Origin of the sequence: Methylobacterium mesophilicum (assembly GCF_022179445.1) — a bacterium.
In the GTDB taxonomy this organism is placed as follows: domain Bacteria; phylum Pseudomonadota; class Alphaproteobacteria; order Rhizobiales; family Beijerinckiaceae; genus Methylobacterium; species Methylobacterium mesophilicum.
Genome location: NZ_BPQU01000014.1, coordinates 54,326 through 75,655, shown reverse-complemented (window position 1 = coordinate 75,655; position 21,330 = coordinate 54,326). Strand labels below are relative to the sequence as shown.

At 59.7% G+C, this 21,330-nt stretch carries 15 protein-coding genes and 7 pseudogenes; 14 read left to right on the top strand and 8 right to left on the bottom strand.

Features of this window, described 5'->3' with window-relative positions:
• Positions 1 to 135 precede the first annotated feature (135 nt).
• A pseudogene (locus MFF40_RS28920) lies at positions 136 to 792 on the bottom strand (glycosyltransferase family protein); the annotation flags it as partial.
• Between the two features lie 24 nt (positions 793 to 816).
• Between MFF40_RS28920 and MFF40_RS15500 the strand changes: the two are divergent.
• Positions 817 to 960, top strand: a complete 144-nt coding sequence (locus MFF40_RS15500; RefSeq protein WP_238261197.1) for a hypothetical protein — start codon at positions 817 to 819, stop codon at positions 958 to 960.
• Positions 961 to 1,026: 66 nt separating this feature from the next.
• Here the strand turns inward: MFF40_RS15500 and MFF40_RS15495 are convergent, their stop codons facing one another.
• A complete protein-coding gene (locus MFF40_RS15495) occupies positions 1,027 to 2,433 on the bottom strand; it encodes a glycosyl hydrolase family 28-related protein (RefSeq protein WP_238261195.1) in 1,407 nt (468 codons plus the stop codon).
• A gap of 542 nt (positions 2,434 to 2,975) precedes the next feature.
• On the opposite strand from MFF40_RS15495, the gene MFF40_RS15490 reads away from it, so the two are divergent.
• The 4 genes from MFF40_RS15490 to MFF40_RS15475 all read left to right on the top strand — a co-directional run bounded on the left by MFF40_RS15490 (position 2,976) and on the right by MFF40_RS15475 (position 5,061).
• On the top strand, positions 2,976 to 3,179 hold the full coding sequence (locus MFF40_RS15490) for a hypothetical protein (protein ID WP_238261193.1): 204 nt from the start codon (positions 2,976 to 2,978) through the stop codon (positions 3,177 to 3,179).
• A gap of 4 nt (positions 3,180 to 3,183) precedes the next feature.
• Positions 3,184 to 3,369, top strand: a complete 186-nt coding sequence (locus tag MFF40_RS15485; RefSeq protein WP_238261190.1) for a hypothetical protein — start codon at positions 3,184 to 3,186, stop codon at positions 3,367 to 3,369.
• Positions 3,370 to 3,682: 313 nt separating this feature from the next.
• Positions 3,683 to 3,820 carry a hypothetical protein gene (locus MFF40_RS15480; protein WP_238261188.1) on the top strand — a complete coding sequence of 46 codons (138 nt, stop codon included), beginning with the start codon at positions 3,683 to 3,685 and terminating at the stop codon, positions 3,818 to 3,820.
• Between the two features lie 227 nt (positions 3,821 to 4,047).
• Positions 4,048 to 5,061: an STELLO glycosyltransferase family protein gene (locus tag MFF40_RS15475; protein WP_238261186.1), complete on the top strand. Its 1,014-nt coding sequence runs from the start codon at positions 4,048 to 4,050 to the stop codon at positions 5,059 to 5,061.
• Here the strand turns inward: MFF40_RS15475 and MFF40_RS15470 are convergent.
• Complete coding sequence (locus tag MFF40_RS15470; RefSeq protein WP_238261285.1) at positions 5,046 to 6,512, bottom strand: glycosyltransferase family 2 protein; 1,467 nt, start codon at positions 6,510 to 6,512, stop codon at positions 5,046 to 5,048. The genes MFF40_RS15475 and MFF40_RS15470 overlap by 16 nt on opposite strands.
• A gap of 9 nt (positions 6,513 to 6,521) precedes the next feature.
• Here MFF40_RS15470 and MFF40_RS15465 point away from each other — a divergent pair.
• Positions 6,522 to 6,773 (top strand): annotated as a pseudogene (locus tag MFF40_RS15465) (IS630 family transposase); the annotation flags it as partial.
• A gap of 12 nt (positions 6,774 to 6,785) precedes the next feature.
• On the opposite strand, the gene MFF40_RS15460 reads toward MFF40_RS15465, so the two are convergent.
• On the bottom strand, positions 6,786 to 7,790 hold the full coding sequence (locus tag MFF40_RS15460; RefSeq protein ID WP_238261278.1) for an IS481 family transposase: 1,005 nt from the start codon (positions 7,788 to 7,790) through the stop codon (positions 6,786 to 6,788).
• A gap of 70 nt (positions 7,791 to 7,860) precedes the next feature.
• Positions 7,861 to 8,040, bottom strand: a pseudogene (locus MFF40_RS15455) (IS630 family transposase); the annotation flags it as partial.
• Positions 8,041 to 8,105: 65 nt separating this feature from the next.
• Here MFF40_RS15455 and MFF40_RS15450 point away from each other — a divergent pair.
• Positions 8,106 to 9,116, top strand: coding sequence for an IS110 family RNA-guided transposase (locus tag MFF40_RS15450; protein WP_238261184.1), 1,011 nt, complete (start codon positions 8,106 to 8,108; stop codon positions 9,114 to 9,116).
• Positions 9,117 to 9,360: 244 nt separating this feature from the next.
• Here the strand turns inward: MFF40_RS15450 and MFF40_RS15445 are convergent.
• Positions 9,361 to 10,151 (bottom strand): annotated as a pseudogene (locus MFF40_RS15445) (IS630 family transposase); the annotation flags it as partial.
• A gap of 256 nt (positions 10,152 to 10,407) precedes the next feature.
• On the opposite strand from MFF40_RS15445, the gene MFF40_RS28975 reads away from it, so the two are divergent.
• The 7 genes and pseudogenes from MFF40_RS28975 (at position 10,408) to MFF40_RS15415 (ending at position 16,459) form a co-directional block, all read left to right on the top strand.
• On the top strand, positions 10,408 to 10,764 hold the full coding sequence (locus MFF40_RS28975) for an IS66 family transposase zinc-finger binding domain-containing protein (protein WP_368858853.1): 357 nt from the start codon (positions 10,408 to 10,410) through the stop codon (positions 10,762 to 10,764).
• Positions 10,765 to 11,201: 437 nt separating this feature from the next.
• A complete protein-coding gene (locus MFF40_RS15440; RefSeq protein WP_238261182.1) occupies positions 11,202 to 12,221 on the top strand; it encodes a glycosyl transferase family 90 in 1,020 nt (339 codons plus the stop codon).
• 906 nt (positions 12,222 to 13,127) lie between these two features.
• A complete protein-coding gene (locus tag MFF40_RS15435; protein ID WP_238261180.1) occupies positions 13,128 to 13,823 on the top strand; it encodes a class I SAM-dependent methyltransferase in 696 nt (231 codons plus the stop codon).
• 416 nt (positions 13,824 to 14,239) lie between these two features.
• A pseudogene (locus MFF40_RS15430) lies at positions 14,240 to 14,844 on the top strand (transposase family protein); the annotation flags it as partial.
• A gap of 191 nt (positions 14,845 to 15,035) precedes the next feature.
• Positions 15,036 to 15,248: pseudogene (locus tag MFF40_RS29070) on the top strand (IS66-like element accessory protein TnpA); the annotation flags it as partial.
• A 71-nt stretch (positions 15,249 to 15,319) separates the two neighbouring features.
• A pseudogene (gene tnpC / locus MFF40_RS15420) lies at positions 15,320 to 16,122 on the top strand (IS66 family transposase); the annotation flags it as partial.
• A gap of 43 nt (positions 16,123 to 16,165) precedes the next feature.
• Positions 16,166 to 16,459 (top strand): IS66 family transposase, encoded by a 294-nt coding sequence (locus MFF40_RS15415; protein WP_238261178.1) that lies wholly within the window; start codon positions 16,166 to 16,168, stop codon positions 16,457 to 16,459.
• Positions 16,460 to 16,772: 313 nt separating this feature from the next.
• Here MFF40_RS15415 and MFF40_RS15410 read toward each other — a convergent pair whose 3' ends face one another.
• On the bottom strand, positions 16,773 to 20,552 hold the full coding sequence (locus MFF40_RS15410; RefSeq protein WP_238261176.1) for a glycosyltransferase: 3,780 nt from the start codon (positions 20,550 to 20,552) through the stop codon (positions 16,773 to 16,775).
• Positions 20,553 to 20,556: 4 nt separating this feature from the next.
• A complete protein-coding gene (locus tag MFF40_RS15405; protein WP_238261174.1) occupies positions 20,557 to 21,330 on the bottom strand; it encodes a hypothetical protein in 774 nt (257 codons plus the stop codon).

Sequence of the window (21,330 nt, the reverse complement as noted above, 5' to 3'; positions counted from 1 at the left end):
AAGGCATTGCATCCACACTGCTACTGCAAAATCGCGGCAGGCATGGTGCGCTCGTGGGCAACTTGTTGGGAGCGGTGCGAGAGACCGGCAGTTATATATCGCTGTCATTGGCCTTTGTAAGCGGAGTCGGAGCTCGCGACCGTAGACATCCTCGACCCGGATGATGGCCTCCTCGACCGTATACGAGCCGACCTGCACCTCGATCAGCTCCAGTGGGATCTAGCCCGGGTTGGCCAGCTGGTACATCGAGCCGATCGACAGGTACACCGTCTCGTTCTCGTGGACGAGCACGACCCTCTCGTCGATCGCCACCTCGGCGGTGCCGCGCACCGCCACCCACTGATCGGCTCGGGGATAGTGTTGCCTCAGCGACCGGCGCCCGCCCGCCACTGCCTGGATCCGCTTCACTTGGAAGCGCTTGCCCGTGTCGATCCGCTGGTACCAGCCCAACCGCCGGTACATGCGCAGATGTGCGTCCGCCTCTGCCTCACCTTGCGCCCTCAGCGCCTTGACCGATTGCTTTAACCTCGCCCGAGCGCGCTTTCGACGGCACCAGCACCGCGTCCGGGGTCGACACGGCCACCACATCCTCAAGCCCGACCACCGCGGTCAGGCCCTCGCCCTGGCTGCGCACCAAGCGGTTCTTCGTGCCGATCAGTGACACTCGGCTCCGCACCGCGTTGCCCTCGGCATGTGGTCCAGCAACTGCAAGACCGCGTCCCAGGGCCCGACGTCCGACCACGCCAACGACACCGGCAGAATCCCGGCCCGGGCCTTGCGCCCCATCACCGCGCCGGGAACGAGCGGTTGCGCTAGATGTTTGGTTCCGGCCAGGCCTCGAACTCCACCCTCTCTGAGCTCCGCAAGGTCGCCGAGATCGCCGACGACGAGATCAACGCCGCGACCGATGCGGTGCTGGCCGACCTCGCGACCGAAGCATATCTGCTCCCGAAGGGCTAGGTGCTCGACCTCGTCGAAACGCTGCGTACTAACGCCCTTGAAGCGTCGCGATCAACGCGGAGACCGCTATTTAACCGGTACGCTCTTGACCGACCCATGAGCCACGCACGCCTGAAGGGCGTTGCCGGCTGCGTTGAGTGAGAGTTCGCCCGGCGTGCAGGCCGCCGACGCGCTTCGCGTGACCACGGGAAGAATGATCGGCGCGTTCGACGCATCGAGCGCATAGTTGACAGCGAAGTTCGTGGCGAACTGCGGCGCAACTGCGGAGGGCGTGATTGTCCCCCCGGAGCCCAACTGGCGCACTCCGAAGGATCCACTGGCGCCCGTCCCGACAAACGTGTTCGTGCCGATGGCCAGCGACCCAGTCTTCCCGGCATACGCGATCTCCAGCAACCCGTAGAGGGCGACCCCCGTGCAGGCGTTTCCGGAGACCGCGCCCATCTCCGAGTTGTTGATCTGGATGCAGGTGTTCGCGCCGGTTGATGTGTTGCCCACCACGGCGAAGCGTCCGCCCCCCGGCACGGACTGAGACCCCTGCACCGTGCCGGAAGCCTCGACACTGATAGCTGTGTCGGTCCCGGTTATTGTGTTCCCGATGATCGTGAAGTCGTGGTTCGTCTCGGGCGTATCTGCGTATCGCGCGACCCGGATGCCTTGCCCGGCGGCGACGCCGCTCGCGTTCGGCGTGCCGGTGATCTGATTGTTGCTGATCTGCCAAGCGTGGCAGCGGTCCATCACGATCACAGGGACTTGTGGTTTGGCCGGCTGCGAACCTTGCGTAATGTGGTTGTCGTGAAAATTGAAGTTGTAACCGCCAATTGTGCAAACCAAGGCGCTGTCGCCAAAGCTGTTATTGAATGTTGAATTTCGGACTTCGACATTGTAGCTCGCATTCGAGAACGCGAGATTATCGCCGGATGTATTGATGATCGCGGAATGATCGACAAGCCAGTCATGGCCTCCGAAGACGAGCAGTCCTTGGCTGTAGGCAGCGGGCGACCCGAAGTCGCGGATCGTTGCGTTGCGGATCACGACGTTGGACGTGTTCTGGGCGATGAGGTTGGGGCAGGAGGTCTTTGTACAAGTCGAGGCCCTCGCCGTCCCGCCGCCCGCGAACGTGATCCCGTCGATCAGTATGTTCGACACGCCGTCAAACGCGATCCCGTGCGATTGGCCCCCGATGGGATGGCCCGTCTTCATGGCTGGGTCGAGGTAGATCGTCGTTTCGCTGCGGGAGACCCACCGGGTGTTGGATGGGGGGGCTATGAAGTTCAACAGCCGACACGTCCCTGCGGGGAACACGACATCGCGCCCGCCGAGCGTGACCGCCGCAACGTTGGTAGCCGCGATGATCGCGGCGGCGTCGTCCGTCGTCCCGTCGCACTTGGCGCCGTAGTCCACGACCTGAACCGCGTCTGTCGCGCGGGCGGCCTGCGTGCGCGCGACGCTGCCGCCGGTAGCCGTCACGCTCATCCCGGACAGGTCGCAGGCGGCACCCGGCGCGCAGGCGACGGCGGATCCCGACGAGGAGGACGGGTCCGCCGCAGAAGCAGGTCCAGCCAGGAGAGGCAGCGCTAGGATGAGGGGGCCGAAAAAATTCATGAGGTGGTTTACTTCACGCGGGTGATGATACCGCCATTGTTTCAGAGCGCCCCGACGGCAAGGCCGGCGCGATAACGCCCGGCGACATCTGCAATCCGCCGGAACGACTACCATCTCCGCTACTACCACCGCCACCTCCGACCTGGCCAACAGCTCAGGCGGCGACCTATCTGGCGGTCATGTTTCAGAGGAATAGGTTGGCCGAGACCTGGCCTGACATGAGCCCATATGCGCCTCTTTGAAGTACGAGGGGCCCGAGCTATTCACCTTCAAGTTCGGTCACTGGGTCGACATCGCCAGACCACTGAGATGCATCCGCAGACCAAGAACCTACTGACCGGCAAGGCCACCACCCCCGGCCTGCGCCGCACGATGGTGATGACCGCCGTCATCATGGGCTTCCCGGTCCAGGGATGAGCGACGGTCCCAACCCTGCGCATGAACACGCAGCGATCCAGCACATGATGCGGCGACTCGACGAGTTCGCGCGCGGGCTCGGCTTGGACGAGGCAACCACGCGGCAGATCGTCGAGAAGGTCGCCACGGGCATGGTGGATCAGTCGGACGAGGAGCGCATGATGGAGGCGCGGCAGCGAATGCTGATCGCGTCCGCATAGCCGCATGTTCGAGAATTCGGATCCGATCGCCGAGGCAGTGACCGTGCTCACGTCGCGCGGCCACGCTGTCGAGCCCGACGACGATTACGAGAACTGGCGCAAGGACGGCGGCGAATGGCTTACCGCTGGGGACGTGCGGGTCTGGGCTATCGTGCTCGGCCTGAACGGTGGCGTCGGCCGCCCGCAGTAGCGCGATGCCTCAAACTCTCGCCGGCTGGATCCTGATCGCCGCCGTCCTGCTGTCGGGCGCGGGCGGCGGTTTCATGGCCTCGAGGATGCTTACGGCGGCCCGAGATGGGCGGGAGATTGACCGCCGGGATGTTGTGGCAGCCGCGATCTTCTGTGTTGGGCTGGTAGCCTCGGCGGCCCTGCTCGTGTGGGTCGAGGGGCGCTAAGCCCTGCCGCCCGAACCACGCGCCCCAATCCGCGGCCGCGCGCTCCTGGCGCTCCGGGCCTGCTCCGGACAGCCGCCAGGGCTCCGGCGCCAGGCGTACCCGAGCTACATGCCGGTGCTGATCGAAATGGGCCTGGTCGAGGAGCGCCACGTGCGCGGAGTGGGGCGCAGCGACCCGTCGTGGTTCCTTACAGCGGCCGGGCGCGCGGTGATCGCGGATCTTGGGGCGGGCGAGACGCAGGAGTAGACGGATTTCGCTGTGAACTCCTAGATTGGTGGGCACATAGTTTGATCCGGTTTCGTCCGATAGCTGGAGAACCGCTCGAAGCCATTCAGGTCAGACCTGACTTTACGTCTTGGCGGGCCTTCCAGCCGTGCACGCCATCGTCTACACGGGGACGTGGCTAACGGATTTCGATTTCTGAGCTCAGTCAAGCTAGATCCGTACAGTCGAAGCGAGGGCGTGTGGGATCAATGTCGAATAAATACGCTGTCGTCGTCACGAGCATCAATCATCCGACGCGCGCAGTCGTCGAAATTGCCCGCGATGCAGCACTGCTCAATGCCCAGTTCGTAATAGTCGGAGATCACAAAAGCCCGCCGGAATTCACCCAGCCAGGGGCGACCTATCTTAGCCTCGACGCGCAAGCTCGGACGGGCTTTCGCTATGCGGAGATTGCACCCGCACAGCATTATGCGCGCAAGAACATTGGTTATCTTAACGCCATCGCGGCGGGTGCCACGATCCTGATCGAGACCGACGACGACAACATCCCCCGTCCTGAATTCTGGCAGCCCCGAAAAGCTACGGTCAGCGCCCGGGTTGTCGCGGCACCGGCCTGGACAAACGTCTACCGCTACTTCCACGACGGCCTCGTCTGGCCGCGCGGCCTGCCGCTTGATCAGGTCAACGCGCCCCTGCCCGAGCTCGGCGCCGCCGAGGCGGTCTATTGTCCGATCCAGCAGGGATTGGCCGACGACAATCCCGATGTGGACGCGATCTATCGGTTGCTTCTGCCCATTCCGTTCCGTTTCGATCAGAGCGAGCCGGTCGCTCTGCGGGGTGCGTGGTGCCCGTTCAATAGTCAAAACACGACTTGGTGGCAGGATGCGTTCCCTCTCCTGTATCTGCCGTATTACTGCTCGTTCCGGATGACGGACATCTGGCGCAGCTTCGTGGCCCAGCGAATTGCCTACGCGAATGGCTGGGGCGTGCTGTTCCACGCCGCCACGGTCTATCAGGAGCGCAACGCCCACGACCTCATGCGTGACTTCGCTGAAGAGGTGCCAGGATATCTGCACAATGCAGCGATCCGGGACATGCTTGAAAAAATCAAGGTGCCCGTTGGAATCGAGCAAATCCCGGAAGCTATGCGAATTTGCTATGAACGCCTCATCGCGCATGAGCTAGTTAGCCAGGGCGAGTTGGATTTACTCGGCGCTTGGCTCAATGACCTCGATTCGATTCAATATCACTCAGGTGCATGATTGATCTTCGCCATTAAAGTTGGCTGGATTGAGTCGCATTCGACGCCCCGCCAAGTAACGCCCGGGGTAAGCGCTCGAATTTCGACGCGACTTTTAGGTCCGTATGGAATGTCGAGCGCGACTGTGTGGATGCTACCTTGATCCGCACAAAGTTGAATGTGTATCGAGCGTTCAGCGAAGCGAATCTCGCATTGGCCACCATTCGGCCGGACGTGGAACGACAAGTCGCACTTGCCTCCAACAACATGGAAGATAATAGCGCTGCCTACGGCCAAGACTATATTCAGCGGGCCATAAACTTGTTCCCATCTGAAACTATAATCACCTTCCACAAAGCCAAAACCGCTCCATAAAATTTGGTGCGGGAAGTAGACAAATTTACCGCTAGAAACTTTGTGAATAGGTCCAATTAGATGCTCAATGCCTCGGGCCGTCAGCTCTTGATGATTGCGCACAAATCCAGCGAAGCTCTCATGCGGAAAGCCCGAAGGCTTGTCTTCTTTGCGCACCTCCCTGATTCCAAGAAATGACTCTAAATCCACATCGATATTTTTAGCCATACTTGGAATGGTCGCCAGAGATACAAATCCGGATAGCAAGAGAATAGCATCGTAGAACCAATCTGTTGATGTCGGAAAAGATTCAAACGCAATATTCGACGAGGCGCCCTCTATTTCTGGGCCACCTATCTCCCACAGTGTTGCAATATCTTTTCCTGTTATACCAGCAAAGGCAGTACGAATTTCACCGAAAGTCGCAGTTCTATAATATTGTAGAACTTTTTTAGCTGCGGCACGTGAAAACATCACCATGCCAGCACCCAGATTGATCATCACCGCATGATCAGGAAATTGGTAGAGAACGCGCTTGTTCAAGGTACGCGCCGACACAGCTCCAACGTGCAAGCCACGTTGCCGCCCAACCTCAAAAAGCTCGAGTAGACGCGGCAGCCAGCCCCGCTCCAGCAAAACATCGTTCTCGATTAGACACACATAATCGTACCCTTTATTTAGCAAATAGTTGAGCGAATACAGTATAGCCAAGTCTGGTCCGCCCACGATCCCATGATGAATTTCTATTAGGTTTTGATTTCTAGCGGCATATTCTGTGTAAATATTGATACCGTCTCTCGAGCTACTCCCATCCATCCAGTAAACATCACTATTAGGCTCATCCAGCACCATTGGAAATGTTTGGCGCGTGAGATGCGTTCGATCTTTGGTGCTGAAAGCGATGCCGACCTTGGCTTTTAAACGGACCCCGGATGCCCACGGAAGGAAGGTGCGGCTTTTTGGCTTCACTGATTTAAGGACCGTGATGTCAGGTGTCAGCTTCAGATGCTTCATTTGTCGCTCAACAGGAGTCAGCTGTTTCTTTGCAAGTGGTTCTACTCGACGCAATTTGCGCGGGGAAGGTTCAATTTCCGTGGCGCCGCAAATGGGCGACAGCATGGCCGCACCAACCTAACGGCCCACAAGTTCAAAGGCGTGCGCGAGCCGATCGAGGCAGTCGGTGCACGGCTGCTCTACAGCCCTGATCTCAATCCCATCGAACTCGCCTTCGCCAAGCTCAAGGATATCCTCCGATCGGCCGCAAAGCGTACCGTTGCCGACCTCTGTGACGCCATCCGGAATGCCTTCGCCGCCTTCAAACCCGACGAATGCCGGAACTACCTCACCGCTGCTGGATACGATGCCTATGAGCCAACCTGAAAGGGTACGGCTCTAGATGTTTGGTCCCGGCATGTGGTGTGACGGATCGAGCATGAAGCGTCCGGGCTCTTTCGTCCAGGTCTGGCAGATAAATTCGTAGGGGGTGAGGCCTCGCAGGGTCTTCAGCCGATGACCGTAGTTGTAGGCCTCCACGAACAGTTGCAGGTGGCGGCGCAGCTCGTCGTTGTCGGTGTAATGGTAGCGCTTGACCGTGGCGTCCTTGATGGTGCGGTTCATCCGCTCGACCTGGCCGTTCGTCCACGGGCAGCGTGGTTTGGTCAGGCGATGCTCGATCTTGCTCTGCTCGCAGGCCCATTCGAACGAATGCCAGCGGTACAGGCGCGGCCCGTCCTTGGTCGCCCAGTAGGCGGCCGCCTTCGCTTCGGCCTCCGCGTTCACCGGCTTGTTGTCGGTGAACTGAATGCCGTTGTCGGTCAGGACCGTGTGGATCGTGTAGGGCACGGCCGCGACCAGATCGCGTGGAAAGGCCGCTGCGATCCGCTGAGTTGCCTTCTCGTGAAGTTGAACGAAGGCAAATTTGCTCGTGCGGTCGATGGCAACGAACAGGTGGAGCTTGCCTTGTTCGGTGCTGACCTGTGCGATGTCGATGTGAAAGTAGCCGATCGGGTAGGCTTTGGCGCGCGAACGCTTGGGCTTGTCGCCGTCTATTTCCGGCAGTCGACTGATGCCGTGACGCTGGAGACAGCGGTGGAGACTTGAGCGGGTCAGGTGCGGGATGCTGGTTTGGAGCGCGTAGAGGCAGTCATCCAGTGGCAGCAGGGTGTGCCGGCGAAAGGCGACGATGACCGCCTCGTGCTCCAGGCTCAGGACGGTGGAGTGAGGCTCCTTCGGTCCCATCCGCGCATCGGTGCTGGTCGGACGTGACCGCCACTTCTGCACGGTGGTCGGGCTGATCCCATAGTGCTTCGCGGCGGCTCTCACGCTCTCTTTACGAGCTTGGATTGCCCGACGGACCGTCTCTGTCGTTGTGGCGCTGCCGTGGAGAATCTGTTCCAGAGCGCGTCCCTCCATGTGGCATCAGATGTATCACCACACGGCGGGACCAAACACCTAGAGCCGTGCCCTTTCAGGTTGGCTCATAGGCATCGTATCCAGCAGCGGTAAGGTAGTTTCGGCACTCATCCGGTCGGACGGCGGCGAACGCGTCCTCGATGGCGATGGTCAGGCCGGCGGCGGTCCGTGCTGCAGCCGTCCGGAGGAGGGCTTTGACCTTGGCAAAGACCTGCTCGATTGATGGTGTGGATGGCTCCTGCTCCCGGCGTTGCGTTGGGCATAGTCGGGATGTTGTCGCCTCAAGCTGAGGAGCCACCCATGTCCGAACTTGTTACGGTCGGTATCGACCTCGCGAAGAGCGTTTTCCAAATCCACGGTGTCGATGCGAGCGGTCGTGTTCTCGTGCGTCGCCAACTCCGTCGAAGCCAGCTGCTCGCGTTTTTCGGGAAGCAGCCGCGATGTTTGGTCGGCATGGAAGCTTGCGGGGGCGCTCACGACTGGGGGCGCAGGCTTCAGGAACTGGGGCATGACGTCCGGCTGATGCCGCCGTCTTACGTAAAGCCTTATGTGAAGCGCGGGAAGACGGACGCAGCCGACGCGGCCGCCATCTGTGAAGCGGTCACGCGTCCCTCCATGCGGTTTGTCGCGGTGAAGAGCGAAGCCTGCTCTGCGGTCCTGGTTCTCCACCGCACGCGGGATCTTCTGGTCCGCCAGCGCACGCAGATCGGCAACGCGATCCGCGCTCACATGACGGAGTTCGGCGTCATCGCAGCCAAGGGCGCGCAGAATGTCGATCGGCTGAGGACACAACTGCACCAACTGCCGGACGCGGCCCGATTGCCCGTCAGTCTGCTCTTCGAGCAGTTGGTCGACACCGATACGCGGATCGAGCGGTTGACGGGCGAGATCGAAGCGACCCACGCCCAATGCGAGACGAGCCAGCGTCTGGCGACGATCCCGGGGGTCGGCAAGCTCTCGGCGACGATCATCGCAGCGACGACGCCGGACGTCGGTAACTTCGACTGCGCGCGAGACTATGCCGCCTGGCTCGGCCTGACCCCCAAGCCGCATTCCACCGGCGGTAAACAGAGGATCGGCCGAATCTCGAAGATGGGTAACCGGTATATTCGGCGGCTGCTTTATCTAGGCGCCATGTCGCAGATCATGGTGAGATCCAGGTGCGGCCCGAGACAGGACTGGCTGTCCGACATGCTGGCCCGAAAGAAGACGAAAGTCGCCGCCATCGCGTTGGCACATCGCATGGCAAGAACGATCTTCGCTGTCCTCAGGGACGGCTCACGCTACCAGCCGCAGGCGACCACCGCCTGAACGGCTGAACGAACGGTCAGGGCGACGTGAGGTGATGGCGAACAAACGGAGAGGAAGAACCAGGACACCCCGATCAATCCGAAGCGCTTCGAGCGCGCTCGATTGAGTGGGACCTGTTCTCCAAGCGGACTTCATCAGGGCGCGCGGCGATCCCGCTGCAGATCAGACGCCGTATACATGGCCGCAACCGACCAGTTCACCCGAACCGATCCGACATCCTTGACCCGCAGGAGCCATCCATACACGGATTGAAGTCGGGACTGTAGGGCGGGAGGTATAGAACCCGTGCGCCGACCGCCTCGATGGCCTCGCGCACCCCGGCGACCTTGTGGGCGTTCAAATTGTCGAGGATGACGGTGTCACCGGGCCTCAGCACCGGAGCCAGGGTGTCGGTGACGTAGGCCCGGAAACGCATACCATTCGTAGCCCCATCGAAGACGGTCCTGGCGATCAGTCCCGTGGCGCGCAGGGCGGCGGTGATGGTGGTGGTCTTGTAGTGCCCGTGAGGCACGGCGATCCGGCAGCGCTGACCGCACGGAGCACGACCATAGCGGCGGACCATCTTCGTCGTGGCGGCCGTCTCGTCGAGGAAAACCAGGCGATCTGGATCCAGATCGGGTTGTCGCTCGAACCAGTCCTCGCGTGCAGCCTTCACATCCGGCCGCTCCTGCTCGGCCGCGTGGACAGCCCCTTTTTACGGGTGATCCCATGCCGGGCGAAGAAGCGCGACAAACTGCTCGTGCTCGCCCGGACGCCGCGGTCCGAGAGCCTGTCGCGCAGTTCCCGCAAGAAGGAGAGCGGGTGTTCTTCGTTGAGCCGAAGGATCAGGGCCGCCTGCGCTTCCAGACGCTGCGAGTTGCGGTCGCCGCCCATGGGCTTGGGCGCGATCTGCCCGTTCTGACGGAAGCGCTCGTACCAACGGACCGCGCTGGCCGCCCCGACCCCGAAGCGTTTGGCCGCCTGACGCCGCGATGCACCCGCTTCAATCGCAGCGACCACACGCTCGCGCAGATCCACCGACAGGGCTGAAGGCATGGCGATCCTCCATCACAAGCCCATCCAGTGAATCACACGCCAGCCAGATCGCCTACCCCGCGCGATTCAACCCGCCAGGGCACGGCTCTAGCGCAACCTGACCATCCAGCGTCACTGCTTCGGACGCCAGGCCGAGAACCTGCCCGAAGATCAGCTGTGCTCGGGCTGAAGGAGGGCGAGCAGGTCGAGGACGCAGGCTCTACCGCCGAGGGAGAGCGAGCCGGTCAAGAAGCAGGCGTGGCGGGCCGAGCGGCGCATAAACCGTGAGGCGCTGCCCGCCTACCTGCTGCGGGTCGAGTGCCTCGTCGACCTTGACAGCACCGCCTGTCCTCGCTGCTCAGATGCCCTGCACCGAATCAGCCAGGAGATATTCGAACGCTCCGACCTGATGACGGCACAGTTCCGGGTGCTGGTGATCCTCCGCCCGCACTATGCCTACCGAATCTGCGCGGGCGCGATCGTGCAGGCCCTGGCGCCGGCCCGGCTGATCGAGTGCGGACCGACGCTCTCGTCGCGCAAGTCCTCATCTCCACGTACGCCCACCACGTATCGCTTTTCTGGCAGGCACAGATCTTCGCCCGCCAGAGCGTCAACCTGGGCCGCTCATTACTGATCGACAGGATGAAACGCTCTGGCAAGCTGTTTGCCGACGAGACCACAAAGCCGGCGCTCAATCCAACACGCGACCGTACCAAAACCCGCCAACTCTCGCGTATGCGTGCGACGACGGTACCGTGGGGCGGATCGGACCCGTCCGGCATCGCCTGTGTTTACGCGTCCGACCGCACCCGCCGGACGACCGATCGCGCGTCTCTGCGAGTTTGCAGGCGTGCTCCGGGTCGAAGGCTACGCGTCCTAGGAACACGGGCCAAAGGGAGCGCAGCACGGCCGGCCGGCTGCCCACGCATCTCGCCCTCGACTCGGGACATCTCGGTGAGGCGCGCCGGCATCTTGCTCGTGATCCGGGCCGACAGGGATTAGGCCAGTCCGGAGAAGCGCCGCCGCACAGACGCCCTAGCCCAAAAAGAGGACTTGGTTTATGCCCTGGCCATGAGCTGGCAGGCCGCACCCCCGTCAATCCGCGATCAAAACGCTATGATTGCGTTTTTGATTGAACAACAGCTGCTTTCGTGGAAGGGCCGTTCCCTCGACAAAAATAACGTCGAAAAAGGCCTTTTCGAGCTAAATAATTATGAATGGGCATACGTATATAAAATATCCGGAGAGAAAGTATCGAAGTTAGAGAAAAATGGATCTTCTCCGACAAACCAAGCGTATGAGAATCGTTCAGACGCTTACCTCCGCTTGCTTCAAAAGGCGTTTGCAGGCGCCCCTACCCATCATGACTTTATGTTAGGCATATGCGTAAATGACTGCGCGCCTGATCTCGCGATGGTGCCCACATTTTCCTTCCAGAAAAGAGTGGATCAGTCAAGTATTCTTTTACCAGACATTGATTTTCTTACAAATGATTTTTACGAAAACTTCCCGAGAGACTCAATTCACTACGATGACAAGAACATAGTGGCATCTTTCGCGGGCGCAACGTCTGGCGGCGGGGAAATAACCGCCGAAACTATCAGAGCCAATCCCTTTCCCCGGCTACGAGCGGCGCGATTCTTCCGCGACTGCGATGAGGTCATCTTCCGCCTGCCGGCCCTTGTTCAGTGCGATGAGGAGGCTCGCGCCATTCTGCTCGAAGAAGGGTGGGGTCATGGGCATGTGAGCTGGGACGTTTCCTATAATTCGCGCTTTGGTATCTCAATAGACGGCAATGGAGCCGCATGCTCGCGGCCGGCTCTTGTTCTCGGCAGCAAATCCGTACTTATCAAATATGCTAGCGAACACGTTCTTTTCTATTTCCCCGCAATGATCGACGGTGTGCACTTCGTCGGAGTTCATAGCGACCAAGAGGTTCTTGATATTGTAAAACGCGAGCGAAGCTCGCCAGGAACATATCGTGAGATAGCGGGGAATGGGCGCGAATTCGCGCACTATTTGTTCGATCGAGCTTTTATGTATCGGTACACGAGGAGGTTGATGCATGAGTATTATTGCCTAATGCAATGAACGGATAACAACAATTAATGTTCCGGCACGTCTCCGCCCAGGACACGAAGTCAGGAAAGATATATCGTTGTGTTTCTGGAGAAACGGCCGGTCTAGCGCGGTGGAATGATATGCGGTCAGAGGGGTTTCCGCAGACGGGCGCGACGGCAGAGAGGATGATCCAGACGGGAGTTCGCGTTGAGAAGTGGATTGTGCTAAGGTACTTTGGCGCCGCACGTTTCATTACTCGAGCAACTTTTGGCACCGCCCGATCCCCGGACGAGTGAGGCAGAGCGCTAGCAACGAGTCGGTACATTCTTTCTAAGGAAGTTGTCAGTTGCTCTCGAAGGATGGCAAAAAACCAAGTTGAGGATTGGCCGCAAAGTGCATTTAGCCGCGATCGATCCGGATACAGCCTGCAGCCTAATCGCCTCGCATAAAGCAAATCCTTCTGGGGCCGTTGGGGTGTCGTTTGCGGGGAACACGGTCGGCTTCGCGGCGCTTATGCCGCCGCATGATGGGGTATCGCTGGAGAACCTTCCGTTGTGGGAAGCGCGCTCGATAGACCGGCCGGGCTCTAAAGATGCAACAGCCTAGGCGAAATAGTTGGCCTAGTCCTGGCAAGGAGGCCTCGACGCTTGAACGCGCGACAAGCTTAAATATTCCGAGGTCGGGCGATGGTAGCCTCCGCGCGGTAGGATTGGCCGGACGTCAACATGGCGTGCATAGCGACAGCCAGGTTGCGCGCGATCAGCACGGCGGTGCGCTCGAAGTCGAGCCGCTCAAGCAGCTCCAGCTCTCACAAAGACGCGAGCTTGATGGATCCGGTCGGACGAAATTTAAGCAGTCTCAAATCTTCATGCAAAAAGGGGCAGCACAATGACTCTCATCCCAACATCTCATGACGGGCTCGGCTACAGAGAGTTCATGTCCAGTTTGAGCAAAATGAGGGAGAGCAGCACGTATCTGGAAATCGGGGTGCAGGAGGGCAAACACTTCTCAGGAATACGCGCGAGTCATGCCATCGCTGTCGATCCTGCATTCAGAATCAATTCCAATATTACAAATGGCAAAGATACTGTCTATATGCATTGCGGCACGAGCGACTCGTTTTTTCAGTCTGATTACACAACATGCAATCTGATGAGAAAAATAGATCTCGCTTTTCTAGACGGTCTTCATCTGTTTGAATTTTTACTGAGAGATTTCTACAATACCGAGGCTTTGTCACGACCGGAAGGTTTGATTGCGATGCATGATTGTCTTCCGCTTTCAGCTGAAATGACATTGCGAGACGAAAAAGAAGCTGTGATTGCGAGCGAAAGTACGTCATTCCGCGGGGCCTGGACTGGGGACGTATGGAAAATCGTTCCAATTTTACATAAATACCGGCCGGACCTCAACGTCATTTGCACTAACGCTGCTCCAACTGGACTAGTTTGTGTTACCAATCTAGATCCTACATCATCCGTTCTTGAAGATAGATATCTTGATATAGTCTCAGAATTTGCCGCGATTCCTAATTCCTTGGAAAACATTGAGGAATTTTATTGCAACCTAAAAATTATTGATGCAGGCAAAATTTTGAATGGCTTCGACCATTCTCTGTACTTTAGAATCTAAAATACTGCCGGTTGTGAACTATCGGTTCACGTCTGATTAAGTCGCCCCCCGTAAGCGCCTGAGTGATCCAGGGTGATGAGACCGCCCGTCCGAACCCTCGCACCAAGGAGATTAAGCGCCCAAAGATTAGTTTTACTGCCCTTGCGAAAAATTGGTGGCTGCGGTGTTTGTAGGCGAGGATGAGGTCATTACCGTCGCCGTTGTCCGTGGGCTTACGTGAGCGCATCGCCGCAGCTGTGATCGCCTGACTCATAACTGATACAGATCAGCAAGAGCAGCCCCGACGGGTCGTTGCTTTAAAACTCGAATTGAACCAAACTTTTACCGCGTTTGCAGTTTTGTAAATCACGCCAGCTGCCCGCATCGTAATTACCCAGGCCCTTGCGCGGGTCGGATTTCGCTGACTCTCTCGTGAGCTGGGCCGCAGCGAACCGGAACGGTTGAGCCGCGAGGAGCTGATCGAGCTGATGTTGCGGCCAGAGAAGATGTCGCGCACGTCAACCAAGCCGCCCGCAACCGATCGCAAGGAGCAGCGCGCGCAGTCCAAGCCCGGCGGCGCCAAGCCCAGTCACGAGGGTCACAGCCGGGTGATGTGCGACGATCCGGATACCCTCATCGAGCATCGTCCAAGACGTGCGTATGCTGCGGTGGCCGCCTACACGTCCCACATTCGGCATAGATCTTTGGCGTCTCCGAGCAGATCGAGTTGCCCGCTGTGGCGCTGATCGTGACGCAGCCCCAGCGCCTCGCCATTTGTTGTCCGACCTGCGGGACGCGCATGATCGCGCCAGTGCTCGAGGTGGCGCGCGGCACCCCGTTCGGTCCTGGGCTGCATGCGGTAGCGACGTACCTCGAGATTTTTCAGGCGCTGTCCTACGAACGGCTGCAGGCGGCGCTCACCAACTTGTTTGGCCCGACATTTAGCCAGGGCGGGCCGTTGACCTGCTCCGCCGCGCAAAGCTGCTTCCATTCTGGGCGTGACGCCACCATCGCAGCCCTGCGCCGGGCTGAGGTCGTCGCCTGCGTATCCCTACGCCGAGGGCCGCCTTGTGGGGTGTGTCGCTAGCCGTTGAGAAAAGTGCGTATGGACCGCCATACGTACAGTGCGCGGCGCGTTCGGCGCCTTTAGATCGTTCAGACCAGTCGTAGTCGGCGCTGGTCGGAGACGATAAGCTCCGCATCGTACTTGAGAGCCTGCAGGGGCCGCGTCTGGTGTCGGCCACAGCGTTCCGGCACGGGATCTCGCGCTCGCTGCTCCTGATCTGGCGGCGCGCCTTCGCGGCGAGCCGGTCGGTGGCGGCGGAAGAGCCGGCCTTCGTGCCGGGAGTGGTTGTGCCCGAGCCGGAGGCCACATCGGAACGCGGCGGCTGCACGCCGATGTCGACCGCTTCGGGTCGGATGGTGATCGTGCTGGGCAAAGGCCAGCGCGTCGTCGTTGATGCCGGCGTGGATTCCGCAGCGCTCGCCCGCGTCCTCGACGTGCTGACCGGGGAGCGTGGGTGTACGTGCGCGATGACCTGCTATTCGGCAGCCGCGACCCGCCGGCGGCGCTGTTCCAGTTCTCGCCCGATCGCATGGGCGAGCATCCCGAGCGCCATCTCGATGGCTTCTCGGGCGTGCTGCAGGCCGACGCCTTCGCCGCGTTCAACCGGCTCTACGACACCGCGCGCCGTCCCGGACCGCTCGTCGAGGCGGCGTGCTGGGCACATGCGCTCAGCAGATTCTTTGTGCTCGCCGACGCCGCCGCCAGGGCGCGTAGCTGGTTGCCGGCGCTGGCCGCGCTCGCACTGGTACCAGCCCAGCGCATCGACGCGATCTTTGCCGTCGAGCGGGAGATCAATGACCTCGACGCTGCCGCCCATCTCATGGTCCGGTGCGAGCGCCTCGACCCGCGCGTAACCGAGCTGGAGGCCTGGATGCGGGCCGAGCGGGCCAGGCTCTTGCGCCATGCCGACGTAGCCAAAGCGACGGATTACATGCTCAAGCGCTGGCCGGCCTTCGAGCACGTCGTCCCCGACGGGCGGATCTGCCTGACCAACAACACCGCGGAACGGGCCCTGCGCGGCACCGCGCTGGGAAGGAAAGCGTGGCTGTTTGCCGGGTCGGTGCGCGGCGGCGAGCGCGCCGCGGTGATGTACACGCTGATCCAGACCGCCTGCCTCAATGGCGCCGATCCGCAGGCTTGGCTGCCGATGTGCTCGCGCGCATCAACGACCACCCCGCCCGCGACCTCGATACCCTGCTGCACTGGAACTGGCAACAACCAACCGGTGATCAGCCCATCGCCAATCCCGCCTGACGCGTCCTACCTATCTCGATCACAGCCATGCGGCCGAGGCCGGATGCTTACCCTGGCCACGTCGAGCCGCCGTGATCTGACCCGCGACCTACAGGCCAAGATCAGCCGCGCGCGCGATCAGCTCCTGGTGTTCCTCGTCTATCCTGGCCAGGTCGCGCCGACCAACAACGGTTCAGAACGGCTGCTGCATCCGGCCGCCGTGCAGCAGAAAGTCACCAACGGCTACCGCGCGATGTGGGCCGCTGAGGGCGAGGCCGCCATCCACACCGTCGTCGATACTGCCCGCCTGGGCGGTACCAGCCCGTTCGCCACCATCTTCACAAACGTCAGCGCCTAAAACGCCGCCGTCGTGGCCGTGGGTAAGTACCTCGCGACTCGAAAGCAGCGATGGCGCCCTGTTCTGACGCTCGGACGAGCAGTGAGCGGCGGTCGGTAAACAGTGTCTTCAGAACACCGTTTTGAGCGCTGGTGTTACCGAGTAGCCCGCAATCGTTCGGCTGAGACCATGCCCGGTCTGAGCGCGGAGTAATCGCCCACAGCCGTGATGACTAGAGCCTCCCACCCGCGCGCCGGCTGCAATCCGACACGGCCTCGCCGGCCTCATCCTCGGCCAGGACGACAACTATCTCTTGGCCCTCGAGAGAAGGCCCCTACGATTCGGCTCTATAAGCCGAAGCTTCGTTCATAGTTGTATGCGAATTGTCTAATCTGCATCCAAAAACTGTCTTCAGCAGTTGCTCGGAACTTTGAGCCCATGTCAATATCGAGATACCGACCGGAGATGGCGCGTTGTTGGCACTCAGCTCTTCAAGCCAAACCCTGAGGTCCTCAACAAGAGTGCTCCCAGACTCATCGAAATAGGCTGCGTGCACGCCCGCCACTTCACGGAAAACCGCGATGTCACGCGCGAAGATCGGAACTCCTCGTTTGGCGGCCTCGATAAGCGGAAGCCCGTAGCCTTCGGCATACGATGCTGCGATCAGGCCGGCGGATTGGTTATAGAAGCTCTCAAGCGCGACATCATCAGCGTCCGAGTACCAGAACAAGCACTTGCCTAAGAACGGATGAGCGTCGATCTTCGCAACGAGCTCATCGACAAGCCAGCCCTGCCGGCCTACCATCACGAGGCAGATGTTGCTTCCCTGGTTCCAGAGAGCCTCGAAAGCATCGATAATCTGCATATGTCCCTTGCGGGGCTCCAACGTCCCAACCATCAGGACATAGGATTTGCCCGCCAGGTCAGGCCGCGTCGGCGTCGAAACGTGCGAGTCCATAGATGCCACGTCAGGGTCACGGACCTCGTTGCCGAGGTGAAACCAATCAATTTTCAATCCTTCGCGATATTCCGCCGAGGAAGCTAATAGATAGTTTTTGAATTCGTTTGACACCGCACGCGAAATGCAAGCGATGCTGTCCGATACCTGCGCGATCGCCTTGAGCCACCGGGAAAAGTCATCGGCAGCGCCAGGCGCGAAAAATTCCGGCCGCAGGACGGGAATCAGGTCGTAGACGACGAAATGGATGCGCACGCCGCGGGCGCGCCAAGTCATATAGACACCTTCGTCAAACATCTTCGGAACAAGTATCGGCGCGAGGTCGAGCCCGATGAAAATATCGCCGTTCACAGGTTCGATCACCTCGTCTTCCCATTGGTCGTCAGCAAGGCCGAGGAAACGCGAAGTAAACCTTCGAGCAGAGCGATAGACCGCACCATTTGCATCACAGTGTGCATAGACCGGTTCGACGCGAAGGCCCAGCGGGGGATTTTGCAGTAGCTCAGGCAAGATGCCTTTTACGACGCGCTGGATGCCTGAATGCCAATCACGGACCACAAGCTCCGATACATCGATGTACAGTGCACCTGCTCTGCGCAGAGGCAGGTTTAAGTCGATACATTTGCTAACATTAGCTATATCGGCTGCCGTTGCCTGAGCAAAGTTCCTGTCTTGCACAGCCATCGACATCATCTGATGGCATCGCGCCACGGTTCCGGCCGAGCTGAATGTCTCAATGGCTTGCCAGTAGAGCTCTCCGACGCGCCGAGGCGAATGCGTGTCTCGGATCAATGTGATCGCGCCACGAGATAGCCTCTTGCGCTCCACTTCTTGAGTGAGCAACGCACGCAAGGCGCCCGTAATTTCCGAGACGCTTGGGTCCTCAGACAGCTTCACGACTGCATCCTCACCGATCTCGGCCATAGGTCCGTGCGCGTTGACGATCGTCGGGATCCCGTGCGCCAAGCAGTCGAGAACTGCTCCGGATGTCTCGCCCCGCGTGAAGGCCCGAAGCTGGATCGCTGTGTCTGCTGCAGCAAGGTAGGTTTGATAGGTCAGCTTATCGACGTAACCGGTAACTTCAACCTTCTCGGCCAGGCAGCTAAGAGCGAGAGCCCGGTCGAACCCCGCCCCATAGGAACCGGAAGCGCCTTGCCCGACGAACACCAGCTTAGTCTTCGCGAGATTTTCTCGGCTAAACTCTGCGAAGGCTTCGAGCAGCCGAAGGCTGTTCTTGTGTTTCCCGATACTTCCAAACGTACACAGAAGTCTCTCTCCGTCAGCAATCCCGAGGCGCTCGCGGGCTGCCGCTCGGTTTGGATGCGCAACAGCGCGCAGATGAGGGATACAAGCCACGGCGTCGGGTTCTAGGCCGGAGGCGCGCACTCCCTGATCGTTGAACGCCGAATGGACGATGACCCCCATTGCGGCTTCCAAAACGTCGTGATTGACCGGGTACCTCCAGATTGCGTCGTCAGGCTCGCCCTCCAGGTGATCGATCAAGGCGCGATAGCCGTGGCTCCGAACCAGCGACCGCGTGAAATGGCGCTGTTCCCTATGATGATGCTCCCGCCAAGCCTGAACCCCGCTCAAATAAAAATCATGAAGAACTACCACGCCGGGATGCTGACGTACCAAATCGAACATGTGGGTGTGGAAATCGGAATTTCCGAACTGGTATAAGATTCGGTCGAATCGATTGGGGTTTTTCCGAAAGTCTTCTATTGTTGTCTGCCGATAGTTAGCTTCCGCAAAGGAGTCGGAGAGTTCCGCCTGATCGGTCACGATCTCGATATCATAGAAGCGGTCGAGCTCTGGCAGTAGCTCGGCGCTATAATCGGCAATCCCCGTTTCCAGCGGTGGCATCGGAGAGACGAACGCGAGAGTAGGCTTCCGCGTAAGTGGCTTGCAAATCTGTGGGCGCCCGGAGGCACGCTCCGCGACTTGGTGGCGAATCGCAGTCAAGGTGCGCTCGGCAGTCGTTTGCCAGGAGAACGCCTGAGCCTGCCGAGCCGCGTTGGCCTTCAAGGCCTCGCGAAACCCCTGATCGTCCAGAACTTCGGCGATCTTACGAGCGATGCTGCTCGGGCTCCGCGCATCGAACATTGCGTCCCGAAAGCCGATCACCTCCACAATGCTGCTGTTATCTGCCCCGATTGTCGGTGCCCCACATGCCATGGCTTCCAGGGCTGGCAAGCCGAAGCCCTCGTGAAGCGAGGGAAACACGAAAACATCGCAAAGGTTGTAGAGGCTGACCAGATCGTCCTCGGGAACATAGCCCGTGAAGATTACGTCGTCCCCCTGCAGCCCCAACTCGGAAGCCAACGCCTCCAGGCGGGCCCGGTCCTGCGACTGGATCGAACACACGATCGCCAACTGGTGGCTGGGACGAAAGCGTTGGGCGATCAGTGCCCAAGCCTCGAGTAAGCCTTCGATGTTCTTCCGGAAATCGATTCCGCCCGTGTACATGACGAATTGCCGGCGGACGCCGTATTTTCTTTTCAGCGACGCCTCTTCGACGCGCGTGAACTCGCGCTTTTTAAAGACTTCGTCGACAGCGCATGAAATATTTACGACGCTGCTGGGCGCCAGCGAGAGATGATCAAGCGCTTCGCGGCGGCTTGATTCGGAGATCGCGAAGAGTACATCGGCACGCTTGAGCGACGCGAGTTTTTCGAAGTACCAGTTCCGTACAAATTTACGATCGAGATAGGCATCCGGATTTAGGAGCGGAATTAGATCATACAGCGTTACGCCGGTGGGAAATGGATGTGGCAGTCTGTTGACGGAGGTTACCGCGTCTTCAAGCAGGCCCTCGAAGAGGCTGCCGACTAGGACGAAATCCGGTTTGAGATCGGCGAAGAATGATTCGCGCAGAAGCTCGCCTGTTCGCCGCCGCCAGGCATTGCCGTCCGGCACGTGCGATGAGTGAGCCGGGACATTGAACAGCCGGATCCGCTCCGGGGGAACGAGATCTTCGAACTCTGCTCGAAGTTGGTCCGCCCCCGCGGCGTATCGCCCATTGAGGGCAAGCCAAATCTCCGTGCTGCCTGCGATTACCGCCATCTTTCTGGCTAGCGCAACAGAATAGCGCCCCACCCCACGGCGGCCGCTCGCCTCGGTTTGGGCTGCCTGCAGATCAATCAGAATGCGCATTCTGTTAGCCTAACGATTGACTGTGAGCGATTCCCGCGATGCGAACGAAGATGCCTTTTGCACGGGAAGTCAGCGGGATTGACGCTCCGAGGTCGAATGGCTCAAGATCGGCTTCATCAAAGCGGCCGGCTACCACGCGGCGCTGAATGGCCCCGATGCGGTCGCGAAGGGCGTGAAGTTCCGTCGCGGCTAGCGTGCACCACTCTTCGATCTGCTTCTTGCGCCATCCAGCCCGGCCCTCGGCATGGCCGCTGTCGAGAAAATGCCGCAGCGGGTTGATTTCAGCTGCGGCTACATCAGCGTTGGTCGCAAGATAGCCCGACGTGCTGAAATAATCGGATGGATCGCGGCCCTCCTTCCAGCCGATCTCGAAATAATGTTCAACGGGATCAAAGCCGCCGATGGCAATATCTGGATTATTCCTCAGATAATACTTTCTATCGAAGCCCCAGATGATCTCAGGCGCGCTCCGTTCTTCGGCGTGCTGCTTGCGCCATCCAGCCCGGCCCTCGGCATGACCACTGTCAAGAAAATGCCGCAGCGGGTTGATTTCAGCTGCCGCGACGTCCGGGTTCGCCGCAAGATAACCCGCCGTGCTGAAATAGTCCGACGGATCGCGGCCCTCCTTCCAGCCGATCTCGAAATAATGTTCAATGGGATCAAATCCGCCGATAGCAACATCCGGATATTCCTTAAGATAGTAATCCTTTTCAAAACCCCATACCACATCGCGTAAATTTCTCGTGTCGGCAGATGCAGGCCGAGGTCTATCCGCCAT

Bases quoted from the DNA above. Each gene is read 5' to 3' on its own strand.
- MFF40_RS15500 (WP_238261197.1), top strand. From the start codon at position 817: ATGTTTGGTTCCGGCCAGGCCTCGAACTCCACCCTCTCTGAGCTCCGC.
- MFF40_RS15495 (WP_238261195.1), bottom strand. From the start codon at position 2,433: ATGAGCGTGACGGCTACCGGCGGCAGCGTCGCGCGCACGCAGGCCGCC.
- MFF40_RS15490 (WP_238261193.1), top strand. From the start codon at position 2,976: ATGAGCGACGGTCCCAACCCTGCGCATGAACACGCAGCGATCCAGCAC.
- MFF40_RS15485 (WP_238261190.1), top strand. From the start codon at position 3,184: ATGTTCGAGAATTCGGATCCGATCGCCGAGGCAGTGACCGTGCTCACG.
- MFF40_RS15480 (WP_238261188.1), top strand. From the start codon at position 3,683: ATGCCGGTGCTGATCGAAATGGGCCTGGTCGAGGAGCGCCACGTGCGC.
- MFF40_RS15475 (WP_238261186.1), top strand. From the start codon at position 4,048: ATGTCGAATAAATACGCTGTCGTCGTCACGAGCATCAATCATCCGACG.
- MFF40_RS15470 (WP_238261285.1), bottom strand. From the start codon at position 6,512: ATGCTGTCGCCCATTTGCGGCGCCACGGAAATTGAACCTTCCCCGCGC.
- MFF40_RS15450 (WP_238261184.1), top strand. From the start codon at position 8,106: ATGTCCGAACTTGTTACGGTCGGTATCGACCTCGCGAAGAGCGTTTTC.
- MFF40_RS15440 (WP_238261182.1), top strand. From the start codon at position 11,202: ATGAGCTGGCAGGCCGCACCCCCGTCAATCCGCGATCAAAACGCTATG.
- MFF40_RS15435 (WP_238261180.1), top strand. From the start codon at position 13,128: ATGTCCAGTTTGAGCAAAATGAGGGAGAGCAGCACGTATCTGGAAATC.
- MFF40_RS15415 (WP_238261178.1), top strand. From the start codon at position 16,166: ATGCTTACCCTGGCCACGTCGAGCCGCCGTGATCTGACCCGCGACCTA.
- MFF40_RS15410 (WP_238261176.1), bottom strand. From the start codon at position 20,552: ATGCGCATTCTGATTGATCTGCAGGCAGCCCAAACCGAGGCGAGCGGC.
- MFF40_RS15405 (WP_238261174.1), bottom strand. From the start codon at position 21,330: ATGGCGGATAGACCTCGGCCTGCATCTGCCGACACGAGAAATTTACGC.